Genomic DNA, 23,080 nt, shown 5'->3' on the forward strand with positions numbered 1-23,080 from the left:
CCCGGCGAATTAATTGAAGATCTTCGATCAGGCGTATGGCAATCTCAACCGCCAATGCGCCGCGGTCAGCCTTGGAAAAAGCGGCTTTTTTTCGTCTTTGGCGCAACAAAGCGCGGTCGAATGGCTGTTGATTCAATTTGCTTGTTCTCTGTGTAAAATGAATTAGGCTTTGTACCATGTTTGCCCGCAAAACAACAGCCCGCTTGACGGGCGCACCCTCGGCCAATCCGGCTTCCAGATTGCTGGATCTGGTGTTGCCGCACACATGCGGCCTGTGCCGCGAGGTAATGCAATCCGGCCAAAGTCTTTGCGCCGAATGTTGGAATGGGCTGCAATTTATCGTCCGGCCGCATTGCGATTGTTGCGGGTTGCCTTTTGCCTTTGATTTAGGGCCTGGGGCGCTGTGCGCCAAGTGCGTTGAAAAACGGCCATCCTATGTTGCCGCACGCGCGGCATTGAAATATGACGATCACAGCAAGCAAATGATTCTCGCCTTTAAACATGGCGATAAAATTCATTTACGCGGATTGCTGGCAAAATTTTTATATCAATCCAGTAAAGATATTTTGCATGGCGCTGATTTAATCGCGCCAGTGCCGTTACATTGGTGGCGCTTGGTAAAACGCAAATATAATCAGGCGGCGTTATTGTCGACAGAAATTGCCAATTATTCCAGCCTTGATCACGAACCGCATTTGTTGCTGCGAAAAAAACGCACGACACCGCATGAAAATATGACGCGGGATGAACGCGAAAAAAATGTCCGGGCAGCCTTTGCCGTAAATCCAAAATATACGGACAAGGTAAAAAACAAAATTATCGTTTTGGTCGACGATGTTATGACCAGCGGCGCAACGGTCAATGAATGCGCCAAAACCCTGTTGAAACACGGCGCGGCGGAGGTAAGGGTGCTAACCCTGGCCCGTGTTCTGTTCGATCATTAATATCGTTGAATCTTTGCCTTTTCCGGTTTAGATTTGATAAAATTTTCTATCGGTATTCCCATGAATTTGACATCAACCCCCCAAAGTGTGAAGGAGAAGTGGATGAAACGCATTATTGCATTGGCGTTGGTATTGCTTGCCATTACCGCCGCCGCAGCCGTCGCCGGCGATGGCAAGGATGGCCGTTTTCAGGTTATCAATACGACGATTTCGATGCCTGGTCCGGTGAAATATGATTTGTCGCAGCCAGTGTTGGTCGATACGCAAACCGGCAGCACCTGGATTCTGGCGCAACCCGAAGGACAGATCATCGGCTGGTATCCATTGACCAAATCCGACAAAATGCCGGAACCACCGAAAAAACCAGCCGCCGCGCCGGACGCTCAGCCGAAACAATAACGGGATTTGGGGTTAGGGGTTTGGGTTTCGGGTGATTTTTTCAGCCTTTCCAAACCCCAAAACCCAATACCCAAAACCCTGTCATCCTATGATTGAAATCTACACCACAACCTATTGTCCGCACTGCACCCGCGCTAAAGATTTGCTGAAGAAAAAAGGCCAAAGCTTTACCGAAATCAATTGCGAGGAAGATGAGAATGTCTGGAACGAATGCGTCAAACGTTCCGGCGGACGGCAAACCGTGCCGCAGATTTTCATCAACGGCACTCATGTCGGCGGGGCGGATGATTTATATGCGCTGGATAAGGCCGGAAAATTGGATGGGATGTTAGGCCTATAATTAAGGGGTTAATGAATAAATTGACAATTGTATCTTTATAAGATACAATTCTCTATGTCTTTAGTTGATCAAATCTCGGCTATGTATGACGCCGATCAATTCGCCCGTTTAGCTGGAAAAGATTTGGGACCTCTTGATGAAACCCATGGTCTCAGAATCCGGGCTATTAAACAAGATTTAGGTGGTTGGCCGGATGATCGGCATTTGGACGCGGAGGGATTGCGTAAATTTGCCTTGTTGGTGGTGCATCAAACCCTGCAACCTGAAATGCAGAAAGATTTCGCGCCGCATTTAAAGGGATTGTGCAAACGGCAATTGGTTCCATGGCAGTATTACGCTGTAATTAAAGATAAAATTCGCATTGCCGCGCACCGCCCACAAATTTATGGCACGCAGCTGAATGACAGTCCCGTGCAGCGGTTGGAAACAGTAGACAAGCGGCGTACGCTTTTTGGTTTGCAAACTTTAGAAGCCTATCGCGCTAGAAATCTTTAAATCGCGCTAATAATATAATTCACGCCCAGATCACCACTTAGTTTCCAATTCCGCCCAATCGGCGAAAAAGAAAATCCTTTTTGCGCGCGAATTTTGAAATCACTTTCATCAAGGATTCCGGCCAATTCTTCGGGCCTGATAAATTTATTCCAGTCATGCGTGCCCGGCGTGACCCATCCCAAAATATCTTCGGCCATTACAATCGCTTGGGCATAAGATTTCATAGTACGGTTCAAGGTCGATAGAATTAAAATCCCGCCTGGTTTCAACACGCGGCGCAACGATTGAACGAATAATTCCACATTATCGACATGCTCGATAATTTCCAGCGCCAATGCGACATCGAAATGTTTTTTGGCCTTGGCTAGGTTTTCAATACTTTGTTTTTGATAGGCGATCGCAAGTCCGCTTTGCTTGGCATGATTTTGCGCAACAGTAATGGCTACTGGATCGGCATCGATGCCGGTTACATTGCCGCCAAGACGCGCCAACGGCTCGCATACTAATCCGCCGCCGCAACCCACATCCAAAATTTCTAAACCGGAAAGCGGCGATGGCTGATTCTGTTTTATTTTAAAATGCGCCGCGATTTCACCGACGATAAATTCCAATCGTGTTGGATTCAGCGCGTGCAACGGTTTGAATTTACCATTCTCGTTCCACCAATCGGGGGCGTCTTTGGTAAAATGATCGATTTCGCGTTGGTTGATGCTGCTGCGCATAATTAGGTTCCAGGTTTCAGGTATCGGGTTTCAGGTTCAACAGTATATATTATTGAGCAAAACCTGGCACCTGAAACCCGACACTTGGCACCTTATCTTGCCTTTTTCCCAAAAACCCTTAAAATCCACCAAATGGCACGTTTAGTCTTAAAATTCGGCGGTACATCAGTGGCGGATATTGCCCGCATCCGCAAAGTGGCGCGCCTGGTGAAATTGCAATTGGATTTAGGCCATGAAATTGCGGTGGTATTGTCCGCGATGGCGGGTGAAACCAATAAATTGGTAGCCTTGGCCCGCGAAATGCAAAAAGTGCCCAATCCGCGCGAATATGATTTGATCATCTCGGCCGGGGAGCAAGTGACGGTTGGCTTATTGGCCATGGCGCTCGAAGATATCGGCGCGTCCGCAAGATCGTTTTTGGGATGGCAAATTCCGATACGCACCAGCGATCAATATGGCAATGCTTGGATCGACCAGGTCGAGGGCCAAAAATTGATCGCCCTCATGCAGCAAAAAATTATTCCGGTGATTGCCGGATTCCAAGGCGTCAGCCCGGATGGTTCGGTCACAACGCTGGGCCGCGGTGGATCGGATACCACGGCGGTTGCCGTTGCCGCTGCGGTCAAGGCGGATCAATGCGATATTTACACCGATGTCGAAGGCGTGTTCACCACCGATCCGCGCATTGTCGACAATGCCCGGAAATTGGAAAAAATTTCGTACGAAGAAATGCAGGAATTCGCCTCGCAAGGTGCGAAGGTATTGCAGCCTCAATCGGTCGAAGTTGCGCGCCGCAACAAGGTACGCGTGCAAGTATTATCCAGTTTTAAAAACGAAGCTGGCACGTTTATGGTGGATGAGAAAGAAATTTCCAATATCCGGTCGGTCAGCGGTTTGGCGTACAGCAAGGAAGACACCAAAATTGAAATCAATGGCGCCGTCCAAGATAAAGAAATTTTTGCATTGCTGGATGCGGCCAATATTCCGGTCGATATGGTTGCAAAAAATACCAGTTTGGTTTTCACCGTGCCTAAAGTCGATTTGGATCGCGCGGTAAAGATGCTGCGCCAAAGCCAGTCCAAACTTGGTTTTTCGGATATTATGGCCGATGTCAATATAGCCAAGGTTTCTATCGTTGGGCTTGGCATTCGCAACCATCCGTCGGCCGCAGAAACTATGCTGGATACATTGACGGAAAAATCCATTGCGATCTACGCAACAACAAAATGCGATATCAAAGTTACGGTGTTGATTGGGGCGGAGCATCTGGAATCCGCTCTGCGCGCGTTGCATGTGGCGTTCGCGCTGGATCAGGATGAAAAAACAAAATCGGTGGCGGCCTAATGAAAAAAATCCACACCCTGGAATCCTTGATGCAAGATGGTTGCCAGTTTTTGGGAACCAAATACGCCATTATGGGCGGGGCGATGACTTGGGTTTCCGAACGCAATCTGGTCGCGGCGATTTCAAATGCTGGCGGATTCGGCGTTGTGGCGTGCGGATCGATGACGCCGGAATTGTTGGACGCGGAAATCAAGGCCACGCAAAAACTGACCAAAAACCCGTTTGGCGTGAATTTGATCGTCATGCACCCCAAACTGGATGATTTGGCGCAAACTTGCATCAATAACCGGGTCAGCCATGTGGTGCTGGCCGGGGGTGTGCCGAAAAAAGCATTAATTCAAAAATTAAAAGACGGTGGGTGCAAGGTAATATCTTTTGCGCCGGCGTTGGTGATCGGCAAAAAACTGCTGAAGGACGGTATTGACGCATTGATCGTCGAAGGATCGGAAGCGGGTGGCCATATCGGCCCGGTCAGCACTTCGGTTCTGGCGCAAGAAATTCTGCCCAATATTTCCGAGGTGCCGGTATTTGTCGCGGGCGGTATCGGACGGGGCGAGGCGATTTTAAGTTATCTGGAAATGGGCGCGGCGGGAGTGCAATTGGGCACCCGTTTTGTGTGCGCGCGGGAATGTGTTGCGCATCCGAAATTTAAACGCGCTTTTATTAATGCCGCTTCGCGCGATGCCATGCCATCGGCGCAAATCGATCCGCGGTTTCCGGTAATTCCGGTGCGTGCATTGCAAAATGAAGGCACCAAGCGGTTTATGGAAAAACAGCGCGAAGTGATCGCCAAATACGAAAGCGGCGTTTTATCGATGGATGCGGCGCAATTGGAAATCGAGCATTTTTGGGCGGGCGCCTTGCGCCGCGCCGCCATTGATGGCGATGTGGAAAACGGATCCTTAATGGCCGGGCAGAGTGTGGGCATGGTCAGTGCCGAGCAAACCACACAAGAAATCATTGATGAGCTGATTTATCAGGCCGACCATGCGTTAAACAACAAGATCAAGTATGCTTAAATCGGGGTTTCAGCGGCCTTAATTTGGGCACAACTCGCCCGGATAATCCGCCGCTGTTTACCGGAACTGGGTTTCGTTTGGCAACTTTCTTTGGCGCTTGGTGAATGTTAACTGCTCCTGTCACCACTTCGAAAAAACTACTTAAGGATCTGCGCGATATTATCGGCAGGTACCCGGACGCGCGCGAACGTCTGCAACAAGTGGTCAAGGCGATTGCAACCGGCATGGTGGTCGAAGTCTGTTCGGTCTATATCAAACGTCCCGGCGATTTGCTGGAATTATTCGCCACTCAAGGTTTGAATCCATCCGCAATCAATAAAACCCGCTTGCGCATCGGTGAAGGTTTGGTTGGTCTTGTTGCGTCGACCGCGCAACCGGTGGTCGCGGCTAATGCTTGGGAACATCCGAATTTTGCTTATCGCCCTGAAACCGAGGAAGAGAATTTCAAATCTTTCTGCGGCGTGCCGTTATTGCTTGGCGGCCGCGTCGTGGGCGTGCTGGTGGTGCAAAATATCAAACAGCGCCACTATAACGATGACGATATCGAACAACTGGAAACGATCGCGATTTTGCTTGGCTATCTGATTACGTCGGGCGATTTGATCAAGCCCGAGGAACAGGTCGGCAGCGATGGCATAGGATTGATGCCAACGCGCCTGACTGGCTTGCGGATTCATTCTGGCCTGGCGATTGGCCGCGCATTTTTATATAACGCCGCGCCGCGCATCACCCGCATGATGTCGGATAACACGGACGAAGAATTGGCAAGGCTGCAAAAAGCGTTGGATGAAATGCACGTATCGATCAGCGGCATGATCGAGGACGCCGCCAACGATATGCCGGTGGCGGCGGGGCAGGAACATGTCGAGGTATTGGAATCTTATCGGTTGTTTGCATCCGACAAAGGCTGGCTGAACCGCATCCGCGAGTCGATCAGAACCGGACTTTCGGCCGAGGCATCGGTGCAAAAAGTGCATAATGAAACCCGCGCCAGGATGAATTTGATCAACGATCCTTATATCCGCGCGCGCTTGTCGGATCTCGAAGATATCACCGCCCGTTTGTTGCAACATATTTTGGGCGAAGAAACATTGATGGCGCGGCATATCGCCGACCAGGATTTTATCGTCATCGCGCGGGATTTAGGCCCGGCGGCATTATTGGATTTCGACCGCAAGCGTTTGCGCGGCGTGGTATTGGAAGAAGGCTCGCAAACCGCTCATGTGGCCGTCGTCGCCCGCGCGCTGGATATTCCGGTTGTTGGCAAGATCGGCGATGCGTTGCGCCGGATTGAATCTGGCGATTCGTTGATCATCGATGGCGAGGGCGCCGAAATATATATTCGCCCAGGCGAAGAAGTGATTCAGTCTTTCCGCGAAAATATTGTCTTGCGCGAAAAACGCAAGGCGCAATATGCGGCGGCGCGCAATTTACCGGCAATCACCGCCGATGGCGTGCCCGTATCGTTATTAATGAATGCTGGGTTGCCGATCGATATCGATCAATTGGATGCGACCAATGCCGACGGAATCGGGCTGTTCCGTACCGAAATTTCTTTCATGACTTACGGCCAGGTCCCAGGGCTTGCCGAGCAAACCGAATTTTATAAACAGATGATCGATGCCGCCGGATACCGGCATATTGTATTCCGCACCATCGATGTTGGCGGGGACAAACCATTGCCGAACATGCCGCATCATGCCGAGGAAAATCCGGCCATGGGCTGGCGCGGATTGCGCCTGGCGCTCGATATGCCGTCGTTATTGCGCCAGCAATTGCGCGCGATGCTGCGCGCATCCAAGGGCAAACGTTTGCAATTGATGTTCCCAATGGTCGCGGAAATCGCCGAATTCGATGCCGCCAAAAATTTGCTGGATATGGAGGTTAGACGGTTCAAGGAACGCGGCGAAGATTTGCCATCGCAAATCGCGGTTGGCGCGATGCTCGAAGTCCCCGCCTTGTTATGGCAGTTGCCGGCGCTTTTAAAACGCGTCGATTTTCTGTCGATCGGCAGCAACGATTTGATCCAGTTTTTATTCGCCAGCGACCGGGGCGGGGCGCGCACATCGTTGCGGTATGATGCATTGTCGCCGCCTGTGCTGCGCGTGATACGCAATTTGGTGGAAGAATGCGATAAGGCCGGTGTGCCGTTGACCTTATGCGGAGAAATGGCGGCAAGGCCGCTCGAGGCAATGGCATTGGTCAGCCTGGGTCTGAATCGCCTGTCTATGTCGGCATCCAGTATAGGGCCGATCAAAGCCACGATCCGCCAGTTGAATGTCGCCCAATTGCGGGCCTATATTTTGTCCTTATTGGACAGCACAGAGCATAGTATTCGAGGCAAACTGAAAGCCTTTGTTGCGGATCGGGGTATTTTAATCCAGGATTAAACATAAAAGTTACCCTCCCCTTGAGGGAGGGTCAAAAATGCGGTAGCATTTTTGGGGTGGGGACTTCAGCCTATCCAATCAACAGGATTTATAATATTTACCACCGCATCCCCACCCCAAACCCGCTTTGCGGCTTTGACCCTCCCTCAAGGGGAGGGTAGCAAATATTATATTCGTAAACTCTTTTTCCCATCTGGCAAATTATTGAAAAATAGGCTAAAAATACCTCCATGTCTCAAGTTTCCTCAAACACTATATCTTCCGGCAACAATCCGAATTTTGGCGTTGGAAAAATTTTACGCGATGCCCGCGAAGAGCAGGGCTTGAGCATTGACGATATTGCCAATCAATTATGCATCCGCGCCGTGCATTTAAAAGCCATTGAAGAAGGCGATTATGATACGCTGCCGGCGCTGGTTTATGCGCGGGGCTTTGTGCGTTCCTACGCAGATTTTCTAAGTTTGAATCAGGAAGACATATTGGATCAATTCCGCCGCGAAACCGCTGGCCGCGAAGAAGTTTTGGATCCGATTTATGTTCCGTCCAATTCCAACCGGCAATTGCCCAGCAAGCGCACCATGATCGGATCGCTGGCTGCGTTTTTGCTGTTGATTATGATTTGGTCTTATTGGTCGTCGCCATCGTCGGTCGATGCGCCAATTGCCGAAGCGATGGGCCCAATCGATATGCCTTCTGAAGAAGGCACGCAAATAACCTCGTCAGGCGACGCACAGCAAAATGTTTTTACTCCGCCGGCGGATGAAAAACCCGCCAACAGCGAAGCGACCGCGGATAATGGGGCACCGATGACGCCGGCGCCAGCCGCGGAAGAAGTTCCGCCTGCTTCCGGTTTGTCCTTTGAAGTGCTTAGCGATTCGTGGGTGGAAATCAGTAACAATGACGGCCATACCTTGTTCAGCAAAGTCTTGCGCAAGGGCGAAACGTATAATGTTCCCGCCAATTTCAAAGGCGCTTATTTATCGACCGGCAATGCCGGGGGATTGATGGTGCGCGTCGATGGAAAACGCGCCGGATTATTGGGCCATCAGGGCGAAGTTATGAACGATGTGCTAGTAGATGCCCGTAATATGGCTCGCAGAGCACGCGATTTGCCGCGTTAGCAATTTTATATGACCGATCACACGACCATACGTCCTTACCGGACGATTCACAGACGCGCTTGCCGTAAAATTATGGTTGGCAAGGTTGCGGTGGGGGGCGACGCGCCGATTTCGGTGCAGTCGATGACCAATACTTTGACAACCGACGTTGATGCGACGGTTCGGCAAATACAGTCCTTGGAATCGGCTGGCGCGGATATCGTGCGCGTGTCGGTACCGGACGAAGGATCGACCGCGGCACTGAAAAAAATTGTCAAGGCGGCCAAAGTTCCTATCGTCGCCGACATTCACTTTCATTATAAACGCGCCATCGAAGCGGCAGAGGCTGGCGCGGCTTGTTTACGCATCAATCCCGGCAATATCGGATCGGATGACCGCGTACGCGAAGTGGTCAAGGCGGCGCGCGATCACGGATGTTCGATGCGGATCGGCGTGAACGCAGGCAGTTTGGAAAAAGAGTTATTGGAAAAATACGGCGAGCCATGCCCCGAAGCCATGGTCGAAAGCGCGTTGAACCATGCTCGGATTTTACAAGATTTGGATTTCCACGAATTTAAAATCAGCGTCAAGGCATCGGATGTATTTCTGGCCGTCGCGGCGTATCAGCAATTGGCAACCGCTATCGATTGCCCGCTGCATATCGGCATTACCGAGGCTGGCAGTCTGCGCACCGGGACGGTAAAATCGTCGATTGGGCTTGGCATGTTGTTATGGTCGGGCATCGGCGATACGATTCGCGTGTCGCTGGCCGCCGATCCGGTCGAAGAAGTCAAAGCCGGATTTGAAATGCTAAAATCCTTGGGCTTGCGGCATCGCGGCGTAAATATTATCGCTTGTCCGTCTTGCGCGCGGCAGCAATTTAACGTGATTGAAACCGTTCGGGTGTTAGAGGAAAAATTGGCCCACATTACAACGCCGATGACGGTTTCCATCATCGGCTGCGTGGTTAATGGCCCGGGCGAGGCGGCCATGACCGATATCGGCCTTGCCGGTGGCGGTAATAATACGCATATGGTATATGTGGCTGGAAACCAAGATCACCGGATCAAGGACCAGGATATTGTGTCGCATATTGTAGAGATGGTGGAAAAGAAGGCTGGAGTCAGGAATGTCTAAATTACAACCCGTGCGCGGTACCCACGATTTATATGGCGACGATATGCGCCGCCACCGCCATGTGGTCGAAGTCGCGCGCGATATCGCCAGCCGGTATATGTTCGAAGAAATCATCCCGCCGATTTTCGAATTTACCGACGTATTCGCGCGGTCGATGGGCGAAACATCCGATGTGGTGTCGAAAGAAATGTATTCCATGACCGACAAGGGCGGGGAAAATATCACCCTGCGCCCGGAATTGACTGCGGGATTGTGCCGCGCGGTGATTTCGGAAGGCATGGCGCAAAACGCGCCGCTGAAATTTTTCAGCCATGGTCCGGTGTTCCGGTACGAACGTCCGCAAAAGGGCCGCCAGCGGCAGTTCCATCAAATCGACGTTGAAATTATCGGTGTCGAATCGCCGGTCGCGGATGTGGAAAGCATTTCGCTGGGCGCGCGGATTTTGGATGCGCTGGGTATTTTCCGCCGCTGCACATTGGAAATCAATACGCTGGGCGATATGGAAAGCCGCAAAAATTATCGCGGCGCGCTGGTGAAATATTTCACTTCGCACAAGGATCAATTGTCCGAAGACAGTTTAAAGCGCCTGGAAAAAAATCCGATGCGGATTTTGGATTCCAAGGATGAAGGCGATAAACGTTTGGTCGCCAGCGCACCGGATTTTTCCGAATATTTGAATGAACCGTCCAAAGATTTTTTTGCCAAGGTCAAAGACGGCCTGACGGCGGTCAATATCCCGTTCAAAATAAACACGCGTTTGGTGCGCGGTCTTGATTATTACTGTCACACCGCGTTCGAATTTATCACGAGCGATCTCGGCGCGCAGGGAACGGTGATGGGTGGCGGCCGGTATGACGGTTTGATCGAAAGTTTAGGCGGACCGAAACTGGCCGGTATCGGCTGGGGTGCTGGGATTGAACGTTTGGCGATGTTATTGGAATATGTGCCGATGATGGCGCGTCCGGTGGCCATTGTGCCGGTCAGCGAGAATGAACAGGCGTTTGCCGCAACATTGGCCGATGATTTGCGCCGGGCGGGAATTGCCGTGGATATGGGATATTCCGGCAATGTCGGCAAGCGCATGAAACGCGCCGGGGACCGCAATGCGCGGTTCGCGGTGATTATTGGCGGCGATGAAATAAAATCCGGCCAGGCGCAAGTGCGCAACATGGATTCGGGCGAAGAAAAGAAAATCGCCTTCAATCAATTGCAACATTTTTTAAAATAAACAGGATACGAGTATGTTAGTCGAAGCAAAACTTGAAAAAGTATTGAAGCGTCATAATGATCTACGCGATCAATTATCCACGCCTTTGAAACCGGAAGAATTGGTAAAATTGAACAAGGAATACGCCGAATTGACGCCAGTCGCCGAGAAGATCGAGGAATGGAAAAACACCCGCAAGGAAATGGCGGATTTGGAAGCCATGAAAAACGATGCCAGCGGCGATGCCGACATGCGCAAAATGGCCGAAGAAGAATTTTACGCGTTAAAAGAAAAATTGCCGGGCATCGAACATGAATTGCAGGTGATGTTATTGCCAAAAGACGCGGCGGACGAGAAAAACGCGATTCTGGAAATTCGCGCCGGCGCGGGCGGGGACGAAGCGGCGTTATTTGCCGCCGAAATGTTCCGCCTATATGAAAAATATGCGGCACTGCGCGGCTGGCGATTCGAAGTTTTAAGCATTTCCGACACTGGCCTTGGCGGGTTCAAGGATGCGACGGCGGAAATTACCGGCACGGGCGTTTTCGCGCGCATGAAATTCGAATCCGGCGTACACCGGGTACAACGCGTGCCGGATACCGAAGGATCGGGCCGGGTGCATACATCGACGATCACCGTTGCGGTTCTGCCCGAGGCGGAAGAGGTTGATATTAAAATCGAAGAAAAAGATTTGCGGATTGATGTGTTTCGCTCCTCTGGTCCAGGCGGCCAGTCGGTCAATACCACCGATTCCGCCGTGCGTATCACCCATATTCCAACCGGTACGGTGGTACAGCAACAAGACGAAAAGTCGCAGCATAAGAACAAGGCCAAGGCGTTGAAAATTCTGCGTGCGCGTTTATACGAGGTGGAGCGTGCCAAGATCGAAGCGGAAATGGCCGCCAAGCGCAAGGGCCAAGTGGGCACCGGTGATCGTTCCGAACGCATCCGCACCTATAATTTCCCGCAAACCCGCGTGACCGATCACCGCATCAACATGACGCTGCACCAAATGGATAAAATCATGCAGGGCGAGATTGACGAATTGGTCGATGCGCTTATCGCAAATGACCAGGCGGAACGGTTGGCGGCGCTGGAGTAGGTTTTTTGCCTGTAGGCGTATAAATATTCAGCCCGGTACTATCGTTATTGCCCGGCGGCATCCGGCCAGGGTTGGTCGCCATGTTAGACATCACCGCTGTGGACGGCTTGAACCAGGCTTGAAGAATAGCTGTCAAATTTGTGTAGCCCAAATCGCGGACACGTTCATAAACATGCGTAAAATAAGATTGATCCACGTGTTCGGCTGGCGATTTGCTTACGCGCTCGCATAATTCGGGAATTCTTACGGCCTGTATTTCATCGAATTTACGCAGAGCTCTGCTAACCGAAACTTCGCATAAAGGCGTTTCCCCTTGGAAATATGCGGCCAATTCCGGCTCCTTCATTGGACCCACTATATTTTGCCAGTGATGGTGAAAAATATCCGAAATCCGCTTGGATAATTTGCCTTCTTGGTCTTTCCATCGCGCCAATTGCGTTATAACATATGGGCTTGGGTTTTGTATTTGAATTGGCTGTTTAAGTTTTTTGATATTGCGCAATAAAGAACTCAGGTAAATTGGTTGCCGGTTGGCCAAGGCAGCTGGTTCCGCCGCCATAAATTTCGGCCATTTCCAGGGCCATCGTAAGGAAATTGGCGGTTTCCACGGCAATTTGGCGCGCAATTCATTTTCGGTATATTCCGATTTGTCACCGGCAATAATTTGGGCGGCTATTTTCTTGCCGCGCCGCGCGCCGTATAACCTCTCGCAACTGGCGTTGATCGAGGCGATATATTGCGGTGTTTCCAGCTCTCTTGTGTTTTCCGACTCCATCGCCGTTTCATAGGCATCGGCCAGAGCATAAAGAAAATCCGATTGAGTTTTTAACAAGGATACTTGCGTAACAAAATCCGCAAAATCGTCGAATGCCGTGCGCGCTGTTTCCGGCATATTCATGCTTACCGTCCTTGTTCGGGACCGGTGTGAATGGGATGGGGCGGAGTAGCGCTTGGATTTGTGCGGCGATGGTGCTTGGTTCGAGTATCTTCCGGTGGACGCTTGTCGCATTTGGTTCCAACTTTTCCGTCTTTCGCCCACTTCTGGATTCGGTCAACAACGTCGCTAAATCCACGAATTCCAGCACTGTGAATAATCTTGCGATAACGACCGGCAGGCACAATCGTGGCATCTTGTTTTGGAAGCTCGGTTACCAAACGGTCTAATTCTTGCTTGTTATATTGGCCGCGTTTTGCTCTATCTTGTTTCAGACGATCAATGGTTTCTTTTATGACGGCGGGGGTAGGGTTTTCCGGCACATCCCAATCGGAACGATAAGGGTGCAATTTAACCATTTGATGCCAAGCATTGTTGACTTCACCGGCTAATCTTGATTGCAGGATAAGATATGACGACTTGTCGTCTTGTCCGATTCTTTGCTGCACATGATCGGCTTTCATGGCAGATTTAAAAACTTCGATATCGCCGGTCAGTTTACGAATCACTTGTTGCAAATCAGGAATCTTGTCAATTTGCCGACCATGTAAATCTTTGGCAAGATCGGGCAGGCGGTCATATCCGCCCATCGATCGAATAACTTTACTAGCTGTTCGCAAGGCCCAATTATCGCTGTGCAATGGCGCGGCTTGCCAGGGGCGTTCCAAAATGAATTTGACTGCCTCGGCATTATTCTCACCGGCCAGCTTCTGAAACATAGCGGCCGCATTTTTGGAGCCCCAAATTTTTTCGCACATGGCCAGAATCTCGCGCCCAGTCTGATGCATAGTTTGGGTGGCGTGCAAAGCGAATGATAATTCGGTAACGGCACCAATTCGGTCTTCCATGCGGAGGTCCGAGACCGCCAAGGATTGTTCTCTTTTTAGCACCCGCTCTATTTGATCGAGGGGAGTATCGTCGACAAATGCTATCATGTCTTAATAGGATACATCAATTTTGCTGTAAAATCAAGTGTTTAAACCAATTATTTCGCATATAAATCAATCACTTAATACTGCTTGCCAATAGACCATAGGGCGGGTTAATTGGCGGTATGTGGGGCAAAAACCGAATTAAAGATCAATTGCACTGGGCGGAAAAACAACTGGCCAAGGTTGGCATCAACGAAGGCAGGCTAATTGCCCGCGTTCTGATGGAATATACGTTAACGCCTGTGGGCGATGTGCCGAAACCCTATACGTTGCGGTATCGCGAAGATGAAAAAATAACGCGCGAAGATCAGGATAAGTTCCGCGATTTCGTTTTTCGCCGCATGCGTGGCGAAGGGACTTCGCGTATTACCGGATACCGCGAATTTTGGTCGCTGCCGTTTAAATTGAATTCCGCAACCCTTGATCCGCGTTCAGATACCGAGTCATTGATTGAAACCGTATTAAAACAATTATCGACACGCGACGCGGAATATAAAAAACGCGCCTGGAAAATGCTGGATTTGGGCACAGGTACGGGTTGCATTATTATATCTTTGCTGCATGAATTGCCATTGGCGCAAGGATTTGCCGGCGATGCCAGTATGCAGGCGCTGGAAGCGGCGGCGGAAAATGGCCATTTAAATAAGGTTGCGGACCGCTTGCATTTATTTGCCAGCGATTGGGCCAGCGCGATTGCAACGCCGGATGAGGCGCGGAAATTCGATATTATTGCGTGCAATCCGCCTTATGTGCCGGAATATTACCGTACTTTGCTGTCTAACGAAGTTTTGCATTTCGATCCGCCATTGGCGTTGTGGGGTGGGCCGACGGGGCTAGATGGGTATGCCAAAGTTATGCCGCAAATAAAAACTATGCTGAAAAAAGATGGGCTTGGATTCTTGGAAATTGGTTCCGATCAGGCCGATGCTGTCGCGCAAATTGTGGCGGATCATGGATTTACTGTTATGGAAGTGGCGCGCGATTTATCCGGGCATGCGCGATGCATTGTATTGGAGCATAACGCTAGATCCAATTGAGAAAAAATCACGCCGTTTTATATAATATTCACAGGCCTAAAATTAGACTTGGCAGGGTGGAATCTAGGCGGTAGATTGAAAATATAACCATAATCGATGCCGGGTAAAACAGAGTAAGTAATAACGGCTTAAATAGTGGCAAAACAAACTGCGGAATGCGAATAGGCACAGCAGGATTTGCCGGAAAAATATGAAGAACATAGACTTAAAAAGGATCATGCATGAGACCTAATTCCAATCGTCGTGGGCGCAACGGCCATCATCGCCATGGTGGCGGCGGACATAATTCTGGCGGTGGCAATAATAATCACCGCCGCGGTTCTGTGCCGGTACGATATCAGGTTTTTGAAAGCAAAGGCTCGGAAGTTAAAGTCCGCGGCAATCCGCAGCAAATTTATGATAAATACTCGTCCCTGGCGCGCGATGCCTTGGCGTCTGGCGATCATGTCCGCGCCGAAAGCCATTTTCAGCATGCCGAACATTATTTCCGCCTGTTGAATTCGGAACCGCGTCCGCAATATCAGCCATCGCCCGAAGAATTGGCGGCGGCCGAAGTTGAACTGATCAATGCCGGTGAAGCGGTAGTGGAATCTTTGGTTCCGCCAGCGGCGCCCAGCAACGATGGCAGCGAAGCCGACGATAAATCCGGCGAAGCGGCGTAGACGATAAATTTTATAAAATAAAAGCGGCCTTGAGGCCGCTTTTTTTACATGGCATGCGAATTGCCGCGCCAGGCTTGCCACAAAATACCTAAAACAGATTTTGGCGGTTCCGGTCTTTCCGCCGCCTGTTTCGCGGCGCGCCTTTTTTCTTGATCGAGACTTCTTTGAAGAATAGTAACGGCGCGGTGATCTGTCGCAAGAGTCCGAATATCGGATTTAATGCTGGCTAAAATAAATGGAGTTCTTGCTCCCATTTCTATCATATTCGTATTGCTGCCGATCGGCGCTTTGTCGACGCGGACATAATCGCATAACGCTTTCAAACAATCCGGGCGATGGAACGCCGTATGCAATACGTTCAAATCGGCGATATCCTGTCTTAAAAGTGCTTGATCGCTGTCGGCTGTTTCCGGTCCGCCATTGACAATCGCCCGGCGGCTTAATTCGGTCATAATTGTTGTTAAGCCTTTACCGCACGCATCGTAATCAGGTGCGGTGAATGCTTGAATGGCTTCGGCTACATAGCTGGCGGGTTGGCCAGGATCAACCTGACTCACATCCGCATTGGTTGTTAAAAACTCGGTCATTAATGTATCCGCAAGACCCGGATACTCGTCGTTCGGAAAACGGTTTTGTAAAAAAGTTTCAACATGATTAGTTATGGCTCTGGTTGCCATAACCGCCAATGCTTCATTGGTAATAAAGATTCCGCCATTTTGCCGGTAAGCAGTAAATGCACGGTGACGATTCCCTTGCGCCGATGCTAAATCGAACGGATCGGTCGCAGAATCAACTGCAAACTCCGGGCTGTAATCCCACCACGCATCCGGAGTTTTTAGGGAATTTTCTAAAAGAAATTGGCCTGTATCGCATTTTGCAGCGGCCTGCTTAAATATAGACCGGATGGCGAGTAATCCATATTCCGATAATTCGTCGCGGCCAAATAATTTGTGAATGCTATCTTCATGACCAGTTAGAGCGTAAAGTCCGACGACTTGACGCAGATCATTGTCATTCAATATTCCATGTAATACACGCAAGGCATTAATTCTTTTCGTATTGGCAGGAGAATCTGAGCCACCGAGCAAACTCACTAAATTTTCAAGCGTTTGAAGGCGAATAGAAGGGCTTGGCGACAGAAAACCGTCAACCAAATCGTCAACGGCTGTTTCGGCTGTAACTTGCGTGTTGTTGGCAATCAATCGGCGCAAAAACAAGCTGATGGAATCCGGCAAATGAATATCCATTTGGTACAGCATGCTGGCATCCGTCGGGTTGGGCCCGACAGGCTCAGCATTTACATTTTCTGCGGTATCAACCAATTTAACCAAAATTCCCTCTTATCAATCATATCTAAAAAAGATACAACATATTTGACGGCTTGTAAATACAGTAAATAATGGCATTACAGCCACTTAGTAATTAATATAATATTAACCACTTGAAATCTATATCTTAATTACCCACCTAGTATATATGATCTTAAAAATCAACAAGTTTATGGCACATCAATGAATCTGCAAAAATATTCCGAACGCGCCCAAGGTTTCATTCAATCGGCCCAAACCATGGCCGCAGGCCGTGGGCACCAATATCTTGCACCGGAGCATTTATTAAAAGTTCTATTGGAAGACAATGAGGGGCTTGCGAGCAAATTGATCCGCGAAGCTGGCGGCGAGGCGCGGACGGCGTTACAGGAAGTGAACTCCGTTCTTGATAAAACCGCCAAAGTTGAAGGTGGCGGCGGTATGTACGCATCGCAGGAATTGTCAAAAATTTTTGCCAACGCGGAAGATGCCGCCGAAAAAGCAGGTGACAGTTTTGTAACCGCTGAAATGCTGTTGCTGGCGCTGGCGATTGTCGAAAATACCGCCGCGCAGAAGGCATTGAAATCCGCCGGTGTCGATGCGGTGAAATTGAACAAGGCGATTGGCAAATTGCGCAAAGGCCGCAAGGCGACTTCGCGCAGCGCCGAAGACACCTATGACGCGCTGGATAAATACGCGCGCGATCTGACCGAGGCGGCACTGATGGGCAAACTGGACCCTGTCATCGGCCGGGACGAAGAAATCCGCCGCTGTATCCAGGTTTTGCAGCGCCGCACCAAAAATAACCCGGTTTTGATTGGCGAGCCTGGGGTTGGTAAAACCGCGATTGTCGAAGGTTTGGCATTGCGCATCATCAATGGCGATGTTCCCGAAGGTTTAAAAGAAAAAAAATTAATGTCGCTCGATTTGGGGGCGATGGTCGCCGGCGCGAAATATCGCGGCGAGTTTGAAGAAAGATTGAAAGCCGTTTTGGCCGATGTTTCCGCCGCCGAAGGGCAGATTATTCTGTTTATCGACGAGGTGCATAATCTTGTCGGGGCGGGCAAGGCCGAAGGCGCGATGGATGCATCCAACATGCTGAAACCGGCTTTGGCGCGGGGCGAGCTGCATTGCGTCGCGGCAACCACCCTGGATGAATACCGCAAGCATATTGAAAAGGATGCCGCGCTGGCGCGCCGGTTTCAACCGGTGTTTGTCGAAGAACCGAGTGTCGAAGACACAATTTCGATTCTGCGCGGCTTAAAAGAGAAATATGAATTGCATCATGGCGTGCGTATTACCGATTCCGCCATTGTATCGGCGGCCACATTATCGCACCGTTATATCACCGACCGTTTCTTGCCGGACAAGGCCATCGATTTGATCGACGAGGCCGCCAGCCGTTTGCGTATGGAAGTCGATTCGAAACCCGAAGAAATCGATGAACTGGACCGCCGCATCATTCAATTGAAAATTGAACGCGAAGCGATGAAAAAAGAAACCGATCCCGCCAGTATCGACCGTTTGGCGAAATTGGAAATCGAATTGCGCGGTTTGGAAGGCCGTTCGCAAAAATTGACCGATCAATGGCGCAAGGAAAAAGCGTCCTTGTCGGATGAACGCGCGATCAAGGAAAAATTGGAAAAATCCAAACAGGATTTGGAAAAAGCGCAGCGCGAAGGCAATTTGGCCAAGGCGGGCGAATTGAAATACGGCGTGATTCCGGATTTGGAAAAGCAGTTGCAAACCTTGACTGGTTCCAAGCAGACCATGTTGAAAGAAGAAGTCAAAGACAGCGATATCGCCAGCGTGGTTTCCCGTTGGACCGGCGTACCGGTGGATAAAATGCTGGAAGGCGAGCGCGGCAAATTGTTGCGTATGGAAGAATCGTTGCGCCGCCGCGTAATCGGCCAGGACGAGGCTGTTGCGGCCGTTAGCGAGGCTGTTCGCCGCGCCAGGGCCGGTTTGCAAGATCCAAACCGCCCGCTCGGTTCATTCTTGTTCCTCGGGCCCACCGGCGTTGGCAAAACCGAGTTGACCAAGGCATTGGCCGAATTTTTGTTCGACGATGACAGCGCGATGGTGCGGATCGATATGTCCGAATTTATGGAAAAACACTCGGTATCGCGCCTGATCGGCGCCCCGCCAGGATATGTGGGATATGACGAAGGCGGCAGTCTGACCGAAGCGGTGCGCCGCCGCCCATACCAGGTGATTTTGTTCGACGAAGTGGAAAAAGCGCATCCGGATGTGTTCAATGTGTTGTTGCAGGTATTGGATGACGGACATTTGACCGATGGTCAAGGCCGTAAAGTCGATTTCAAAAACACGCTGATTATTTTAACCAGCAATCTAGGCAGCGAAGTTTTAGCGGCGCAAGGCGAGGGCGAAGCGGTTGAAAAGGTCCGCGATGCCGTAATGCAAATCGTGCGCAAGGCATTCCGCCCCGAATTTCTGAACCGTTTGGACGAAGTATTGCTGTTCCACCGTTTGCGCCGCGCCGATATGGCCGGTATTGTGGACGTGCAACTTGGCCGTTTGCAAAAACTGCTGGCATCTCATAAAATTACGTTGGAACTGGATGAACGGGCAAAGGCCTGGCTGGCCAATGCCGGATATGATCCGGTTTACGGCGCTCGGCCATTAAAGCGGGTAATTCAAAAAAATCTGCAAAATAAACTGGCGGAATCCATTTTACGCGGCGAAATATTGGACGGTCAGCATGTCAAAGTCACTGTAAAAGATGCCGAACTAAGCTTCTCGCCGTCGACCAAAAAAATCGCGGCGGCGTAATTTATCTTCCCCGGGTTGGTATGGTCTGTTCCACAATCGCGGCAGCGGCGGTTTCCGCGGTAAAGGTTGCGGCTGGTTTTTTGGCGGCACCGTGTGGCGACATTAGCGCTTGAGCCTCTGACGTTTCCGTATAAAGTTTAAAAGCGCCCGGTATCTCCCGTTCATAGTGCGGTTTTACAGGCCACTGCATGCCCAGGGCTGACGTTCCGCCTTTTCCCGATTTTTGTTTTGTTATATGACTGTGCGCCTCGAAAATTGCGCCGGCCATAAAATCCGTCCAAGCCACAGGCGGGTTTTGGCGCGCGCACCAGTTAGTAGCGTGCTTGTGATGTATGCCAAACACGTCATCCAATACCATGATTTGAATATCTTCCATCCAGGGTTGAATCCACGCGCGCCCTGATGGAATGTTTTTAAAAATTTGTGGCAATGCTTCGGTAAGTTTCCCTTCTGTAGCGCGATTCAAAATAATCGCGGCTGCTATAACCGGATGGAGCATGTGTATATCGTCGCTGATACTAACTTCGCGCATCAGCAACGTTGTGCAATCCAATAGGCGTTTGGCATAAAGATTCATATGTCCTAAACCAAATGCATCTATAAACCGTTGGCTTGGATTGTCTAAAACTTCCGGCATTTTTATATTGCCGGGTTTTCTGTTGGCGGCTAAGGCCACCTGCGCATCGAAAGCCTTTTTCCATGGGGAACGGTCATCTATTACTAGCGGCCTAAATTTGCGTTCACGGCCTGGCGGAGTTTCGGTGGCGCCGGCGTTCGGTGCCCCAGAATTTGAATCTGACTGGCTGTGAGGTAATTTGGCGATTGGGGTAGGGACAGTGTTTGACTGATCACATGCATTGATCAGTTGACTGATAATCCGGTAATGTTCAGCCTTGATTTGCGCAATTTCGCCGCGCGAAGCCTTTTCCAGCCATTCTTTACGTTTTTGCGGATTGCGTATGTCGTTAGCTTCCAATTGCTGCAGCATCTGCCAAATGACCTGGCGGTGTGGCGGGGTAAAGTTGCCTGTAAAGCCCAGCAATTCTTTTAATCGATTGACTTGGTACCCGGCATCCGTCGCTTTCGCTGTGCTTGTTAAATATCGCATCAAAATGATTGGATCGCGTTTTGCCAATCCCAAAACCGTTATCTTGGCCGCTATTTTTTCAAGCGATGCGGCAATAGCCGGGTCGGTTTCTGATAATTCCAGGGCGTTATCCGGTAAAGAGTTATCAGGTGGTGTTGGATTTGACATGTTTATTCACGCGGCAACTTTTTGGTTTCCTATGCGCCCCTATATAGTTACCGTACGCGTTCCATAGCAGAGGACAAGCGCGTAATGCCGGGATCGGAAACCCCTACTGCCGTTGGAATGGCATTTTGAATGGCTGGCCACTGTTCTTGAAAATTCTGAAAGCCTTCAACATCAAATGGGTTTAATGGGGTGCTGCGTTGTCTAAATCCGCTGAGCATTTTTAAACTTAAATCTTGGCCAGTTGTGGATTTTAAGAATGTGGCTGCTTCGGTATAGCGGCGAACACGCAAACGCGGATCTTTTTTTACATTGCAGCGTAAGGCGATTTCACACGCGGCATTTTTCCAATCTTTCTGCTGGATATACCCCAGAAGCCCCTCGCCAACCAAACCAGGGTTATTGATACACAAGGAAACCAAAGTAATTTTGGCGCCTGGCGGCAATTTATCGAAATCCATTCCCCGGCTGTTGAACTTGTTGTTTAGGATTTTCATGCGTTTTGCCAAGTCGGCTTCAAATAAAGCTATTACTTGTTCCGCATTTAAACTTTTTTCACCATTCAAGTATCCCTGGAATTCTTTGTTGTCGCATGGGATAGTCTCGCGGAATGTGATGCGGTTGGCTTCGACATCCAGATTGAAACCTATGCCGATGGTTCGTTTGTTCGCAGTACATTTATATTGGCAGGACCTTATGCCTTCGGCGTGAAATATGAATTCGCGCAAAGCGCGATCATAAGATGGCATAGTGCTGATATGATCGCGTAACGATCTTTCAATGCTGACATCAGGGCTAAGGCCCATTTGCAGTGGGCCCGACTCGACAGTGCCTAAACTAGACGTATGAAGCGATGGAATTGGTTTTTGTATGTCCGGCACTGTTGGTGCGGCGGGAGTAAGAGATAAATTTGAAGAATATGGAACTGGTTCGAGTGGTGTAGCCGGGCCAGATCTTGCACCGCCGAAATTGAATATATTAAATGATGGAGTTGGTTCAAGTGCAGAAGTTGCTGGCGGATTCGAAGGTATGATGGCGGCTTGAGCGCTGTTAGATTTGGAAGTGGAACCCGATAAAACAGATAGGCTAAGGAAAAGGGTGGTCATACTGGCGGTAAATGCCAGCAAAATATTCAAGGCTCGATCAGGCAGAATTTTATGTGCGAGTGGGGAGTTCACCATCCGCGAATAAAGAGATCTTTGCGGAGGAATAGTTCTTGGGTGCACAGGATTTATCTGTGCACCAGGAGGTCTCACGCCGCCTGATTTGGTGATGGCTCTAGTCATAAAATCTCTGTACCCCAAAAATTAAATTAATTACATGTTTTTAATGATTTATACTAATTTATCTTTAAAAGAAACAAAAGTAAAGCATAAAATTTTATTGCTGATTTTAAAGGGGCTGGGGGACCGTTCGCCGCGTTTCCTTACAACGGTTCAGGGTGTACATCATCGCAAATCTTTCAATCCATGGATATTTTTTCACCATTATGCTTTATGGTAGAAAGATCATCATAGGGAAGGCATATGAACCAAATTATCGAAAAGCCGAATAAAAACGAATGGGGTTTGACCGCAGCCAGCACCACGCCAAATACTATTAATTGGAAGGAATCGGCCGAATACAAAAAAACCGCGCAGTTTGTCCGCACGGCCTATGGCCCGTTTGGCAAGGTGGTATTTACCGGCATTTGGGTGATTTTCCTGGTGGCTCTTGGAATTTGGGGCGTCAGTTTTCTGGTGGATGCGCTGGAATTGGTGTTCAATGCCGTACGCAATGTTCCAAATGCCAGCGGCGCGGGCGCGGCGATCGGATCGGTGGCAGGCGCCTTGTTCGCCGCTTGTTGGAAAACGGCAATGGGCGCGGTTATTTTATTCCCGGTTTGGTATGGGTTTAAAATTGCCTATAATCGTTTTCTGATTTTATTGGCCGCGGAACAAAATTCATCCAGCAAAGAATAATCT

Annotated in this window: 21 protein-coding genes; 15 read left to right on the forward strand and 6 right to left on the reverse strand. The window is 49.9% G+C overall.

The window, feature by feature from the left end; translation table 11 throughout:
• Positions 1 to 176 precede the first annotated feature (176 nt).
• The 4 genes from EYC62_03740 to EYC62_03755 all read left to right on the forward strand — a co-directional run bounded on the left by EYC62_03740 (position 177) and on the right by EYC62_03755 (position 2,178).
• Positions 177 to 944, forward strand: coding sequence for a ComF family protein (locus EYC62_03740; GenBank protein ID TAH35883.1), 768 nt, complete (start codon positions 177 to 179; stop codon positions 942 to 944).
• Between the two features lie 102 nt (positions 945 to 1,046).
• The gene (locus tag EYC62_03745; GenBank protein TAH35884.1) at positions 1,047 to 1,343 is read left to right on the forward strand and encodes a hypothetical protein; all 297 of its coding nucleotides are present in this window, start codon (positions 1,047 to 1,049) and stop codon (positions 1,341 to 1,343) included.
• An 88-nt stretch (positions 1,344 to 1,431) separates the two neighbouring features.
• Complete coding sequence (grxC, locus tag EYC62_03750) at positions 1,432 to 1,683, forward strand: glutaredoxin 3 (GenBank protein TAH35885.1); 252 nt, start codon at positions 1,432 to 1,434, stop codon at positions 1,681 to 1,683.
• A gap of 54 nt (positions 1,684 to 1,737) precedes the next feature.
• Positions 1,738 to 2,178, forward strand: coding sequence for a hypothetical protein (locus EYC62_03755; protein ID TAH35886.1), 441 nt, complete (start codon positions 1,738 to 1,740; stop codon positions 2,176 to 2,178).
• Here EYC62_03755 and ubiG read toward each other — a convergent pair.
• The gene (gene ubiG / locus EYC62_03760) at positions 2,175 to 2,903 is read right to left on the reverse strand and encodes a bifunctional 2-polyprenyl-6-hydroxyphenol methylase/3-demethylubiquinol 3-O-methyltransferase UbiG (GenBank protein TAH35887.1); all 729 of its coding nucleotides are present in this window, start codon (positions 2,901 to 2,903) and stop codon (positions 2,175 to 2,177) included. The genes EYC62_03755 and ubiG overlap by 4 nt on opposite strands.
• 129 nt (positions 2,904 to 3,032) lie before the next feature.
• Here ubiG and EYC62_03765 point away from each other — a divergent pair, with 129 nt between their 5' ends.
• From EYC62_03765 to EYC62_03795, 7 genes are all read left to right on the forward strand, one after another.
• A complete protein-coding gene (locus EYC62_03765) occupies positions 3,033 to 4,244 on the forward strand; it encodes an aspartate kinase (GenBank protein ID TAH35888.1) in 1,212 nt (403 codons plus the stop codon).
• The gene (locus EYC62_03770) at positions 4,244 to 5,263 is read left to right on the forward strand and encodes a 2-nitropropane dioxygenase (GenBank protein TAH35889.1); all 1,020 of its coding nucleotides are present in this window, start codon (positions 4,244 to 4,246) and stop codon (positions 5,261 to 5,263) included. Before EYC62_03765 ends, EYC62_03770 begins: the two co-directional genes overlap by 1 nt.
• A gap of 104 nt (positions 5,264 to 5,367) precedes the next feature.
• The gene (ptsP, locus tag EYC62_03775; protein ID TAH35890.1) at positions 5,368 to 7,653 is read left to right on the forward strand and encodes a phosphoenolpyruvate--protein phosphotransferase; all 2,286 of its coding nucleotides are present in this window, start codon (positions 5,368 to 5,370) and stop codon (positions 7,651 to 7,653) included.
• Between the two features lie 230 nt (positions 7,654 to 7,883).
• Complete coding sequence (locus EYC62_03780) at positions 7,884 to 8,774, forward strand: helix-turn-helix domain-containing protein (GenBank protein ID TAH35891.1); 891 nt, start codon at positions 7,884 to 7,886, stop codon at positions 8,772 to 8,774.
• 9 nt (positions 8,775 to 8,783) lie between these two features.
• The gene (locus tag EYC62_03785; protein ID TAH35892.1) at positions 8,784 to 9,890 is read left to right on the forward strand and encodes a flavodoxin-dependent (E)-4-hydroxy-3-methylbut-2-enyl-diphosphate synthase; all 1,107 of its coding nucleotides are present in this window, start codon (positions 8,784 to 8,786) and stop codon (positions 9,888 to 9,890) included.
• Complete coding sequence (locus EYC62_03790) at positions 9,883 to 11,118, forward strand: histidine--tRNA ligase (protein TAH35893.1); 1,236 nt, start codon at positions 9,883 to 9,885, stop codon at positions 11,116 to 11,118. Before EYC62_03785 ends, EYC62_03790 begins: the two co-directional genes overlap by 8 nt.
• A 13-nt stretch (positions 11,119 to 11,131) precedes the next feature.
• Entirely contained in the window at positions 11,132 to 12,199 is a 1,068-nt protein-coding gene (locus EYC62_03795) for a peptide chain release factor 1 (GenBank protein TAH35894.1), read from the forward strand.
• On the opposite strand, the gene EYC62_03800 is transcribed toward EYC62_03795, so the two are convergent.
• Together EYC62_03800 and EYC62_03805 are read right to left on the reverse strand one after the other, a co-directional pair.
• Complete coding sequence (locus EYC62_03800) at positions 12,156 to 13,097, reverse strand: hypothetical protein (protein TAH35895.1); 942 nt, start codon at positions 13,095 to 13,097, stop codon at positions 12,156 to 12,158. The genes EYC62_03795 and EYC62_03800 overlap by 44 nt on opposite strands.
• A gap of 2 nt (positions 13,098 to 13,099) precedes the next feature.
• Positions 13,100 to 13,981, reverse strand: coding sequence for a hypothetical protein (locus EYC62_03805; protein ID TAH35896.1), 882 nt, complete (start codon positions 13,979 to 13,981; stop codon positions 13,100 to 13,102).
• A 206-nt stretch (positions 13,982 to 14,187) separates the two neighbouring features.
• Here EYC62_03805 and prmC point away from each other — a divergent pair, with 206 nt between their 5' ends.
• Both prmC and EYC62_03815 read left to right on the forward strand, forming a co-directional pair.
• Positions 14,188 to 15,102 (forward strand): peptide chain release factor N(5)-glutamine methyltransferase, encoded by a 915-nt coding sequence (gene prmC / locus EYC62_03810; protein TAH35897.1) that lies wholly within the window; start codon positions 14,188 to 14,190, stop codon positions 15,100 to 15,102.
• A 221-nt stretch (positions 15,103 to 15,323) separates the two neighbouring features.
• On the forward strand, positions 15,324 to 15,764 hold the full coding sequence (locus EYC62_03815) for a DUF4167 domain-containing protein (GenBank protein TAH35898.1): 441 nt from the start codon (positions 15,324 to 15,326) through the stop codon (positions 15,762 to 15,764).
• Positions 15,765 to 15,808: 44 nt separating this feature from the next.
• On the opposite strand, the gene EYC62_03820 is transcribed toward EYC62_03815, so the two are convergent.
• On the reverse strand, positions 15,809 to 17,095 hold the full coding sequence (locus EYC62_03820; GenBank protein ID TAH35899.1) for a hypothetical protein: 1,287 nt from the start codon (positions 17,093 to 17,095) through the stop codon (positions 15,809 to 15,811).
• 180 nt (positions 17,096 to 17,275) lie between these two features.
• Between EYC62_03820 and clpB the strand changes: the two genes are divergently transcribed.
• Positions 17,276 to 19,864, forward strand: a complete 2,589-nt coding sequence (gene clpB / locus EYC62_03825; GenBank protein TAH35900.1) for an ATP-dependent chaperone ClpB — start codon at positions 17,276 to 17,278, stop codon at positions 19,862 to 19,864.
• 1 nt (position 19,865) lies between these two features.
• Here the strand turns inward: clpB and EYC62_03830 are convergent, their stop codons facing one another.
• Positions 19,866 to 21,119 (reverse strand): hypothetical protein, encoded by a 1,254-nt coding sequence (locus tag EYC62_03830; GenBank protein ID TAH35901.1) that lies wholly within the window; start codon positions 21,117 to 21,119, stop codon positions 19,866 to 19,868.
• A gap of 47 nt (positions 21,120 to 21,166) precedes the next feature.
• A complete protein-coding gene (locus EYC62_03835) occupies positions 21,167 to 22,222 on the reverse strand; it encodes a hypothetical protein (protein TAH35902.1) in 1,056 nt (351 codons plus the stop codon).
• A gap of 420 nt (positions 22,223 to 22,642) precedes the next feature.
• Between EYC62_03835 and EYC62_03840 the strand changes: the two genes are divergently transcribed.
• The gene (locus EYC62_03840; protein TAH35903.1) at positions 22,643 to 23,077 is read left to right on the forward strand and encodes a hypothetical protein; all 435 of its coding nucleotides are present in this window, start codon (positions 22,643 to 22,645) and stop codon (positions 23,075 to 23,077) included.
• Positions 23,078 to 23,080 lie beyond the last annotated feature (3 nt).

It is taken from the genome of Alphaproteobacteria bacterium (genome assembly GCA_004295055.1).
GTDB lineage: Bacteria > Pseudomonadota > Alphaproteobacteria > SHNJ01 > SHNJ01 > SHNJ01.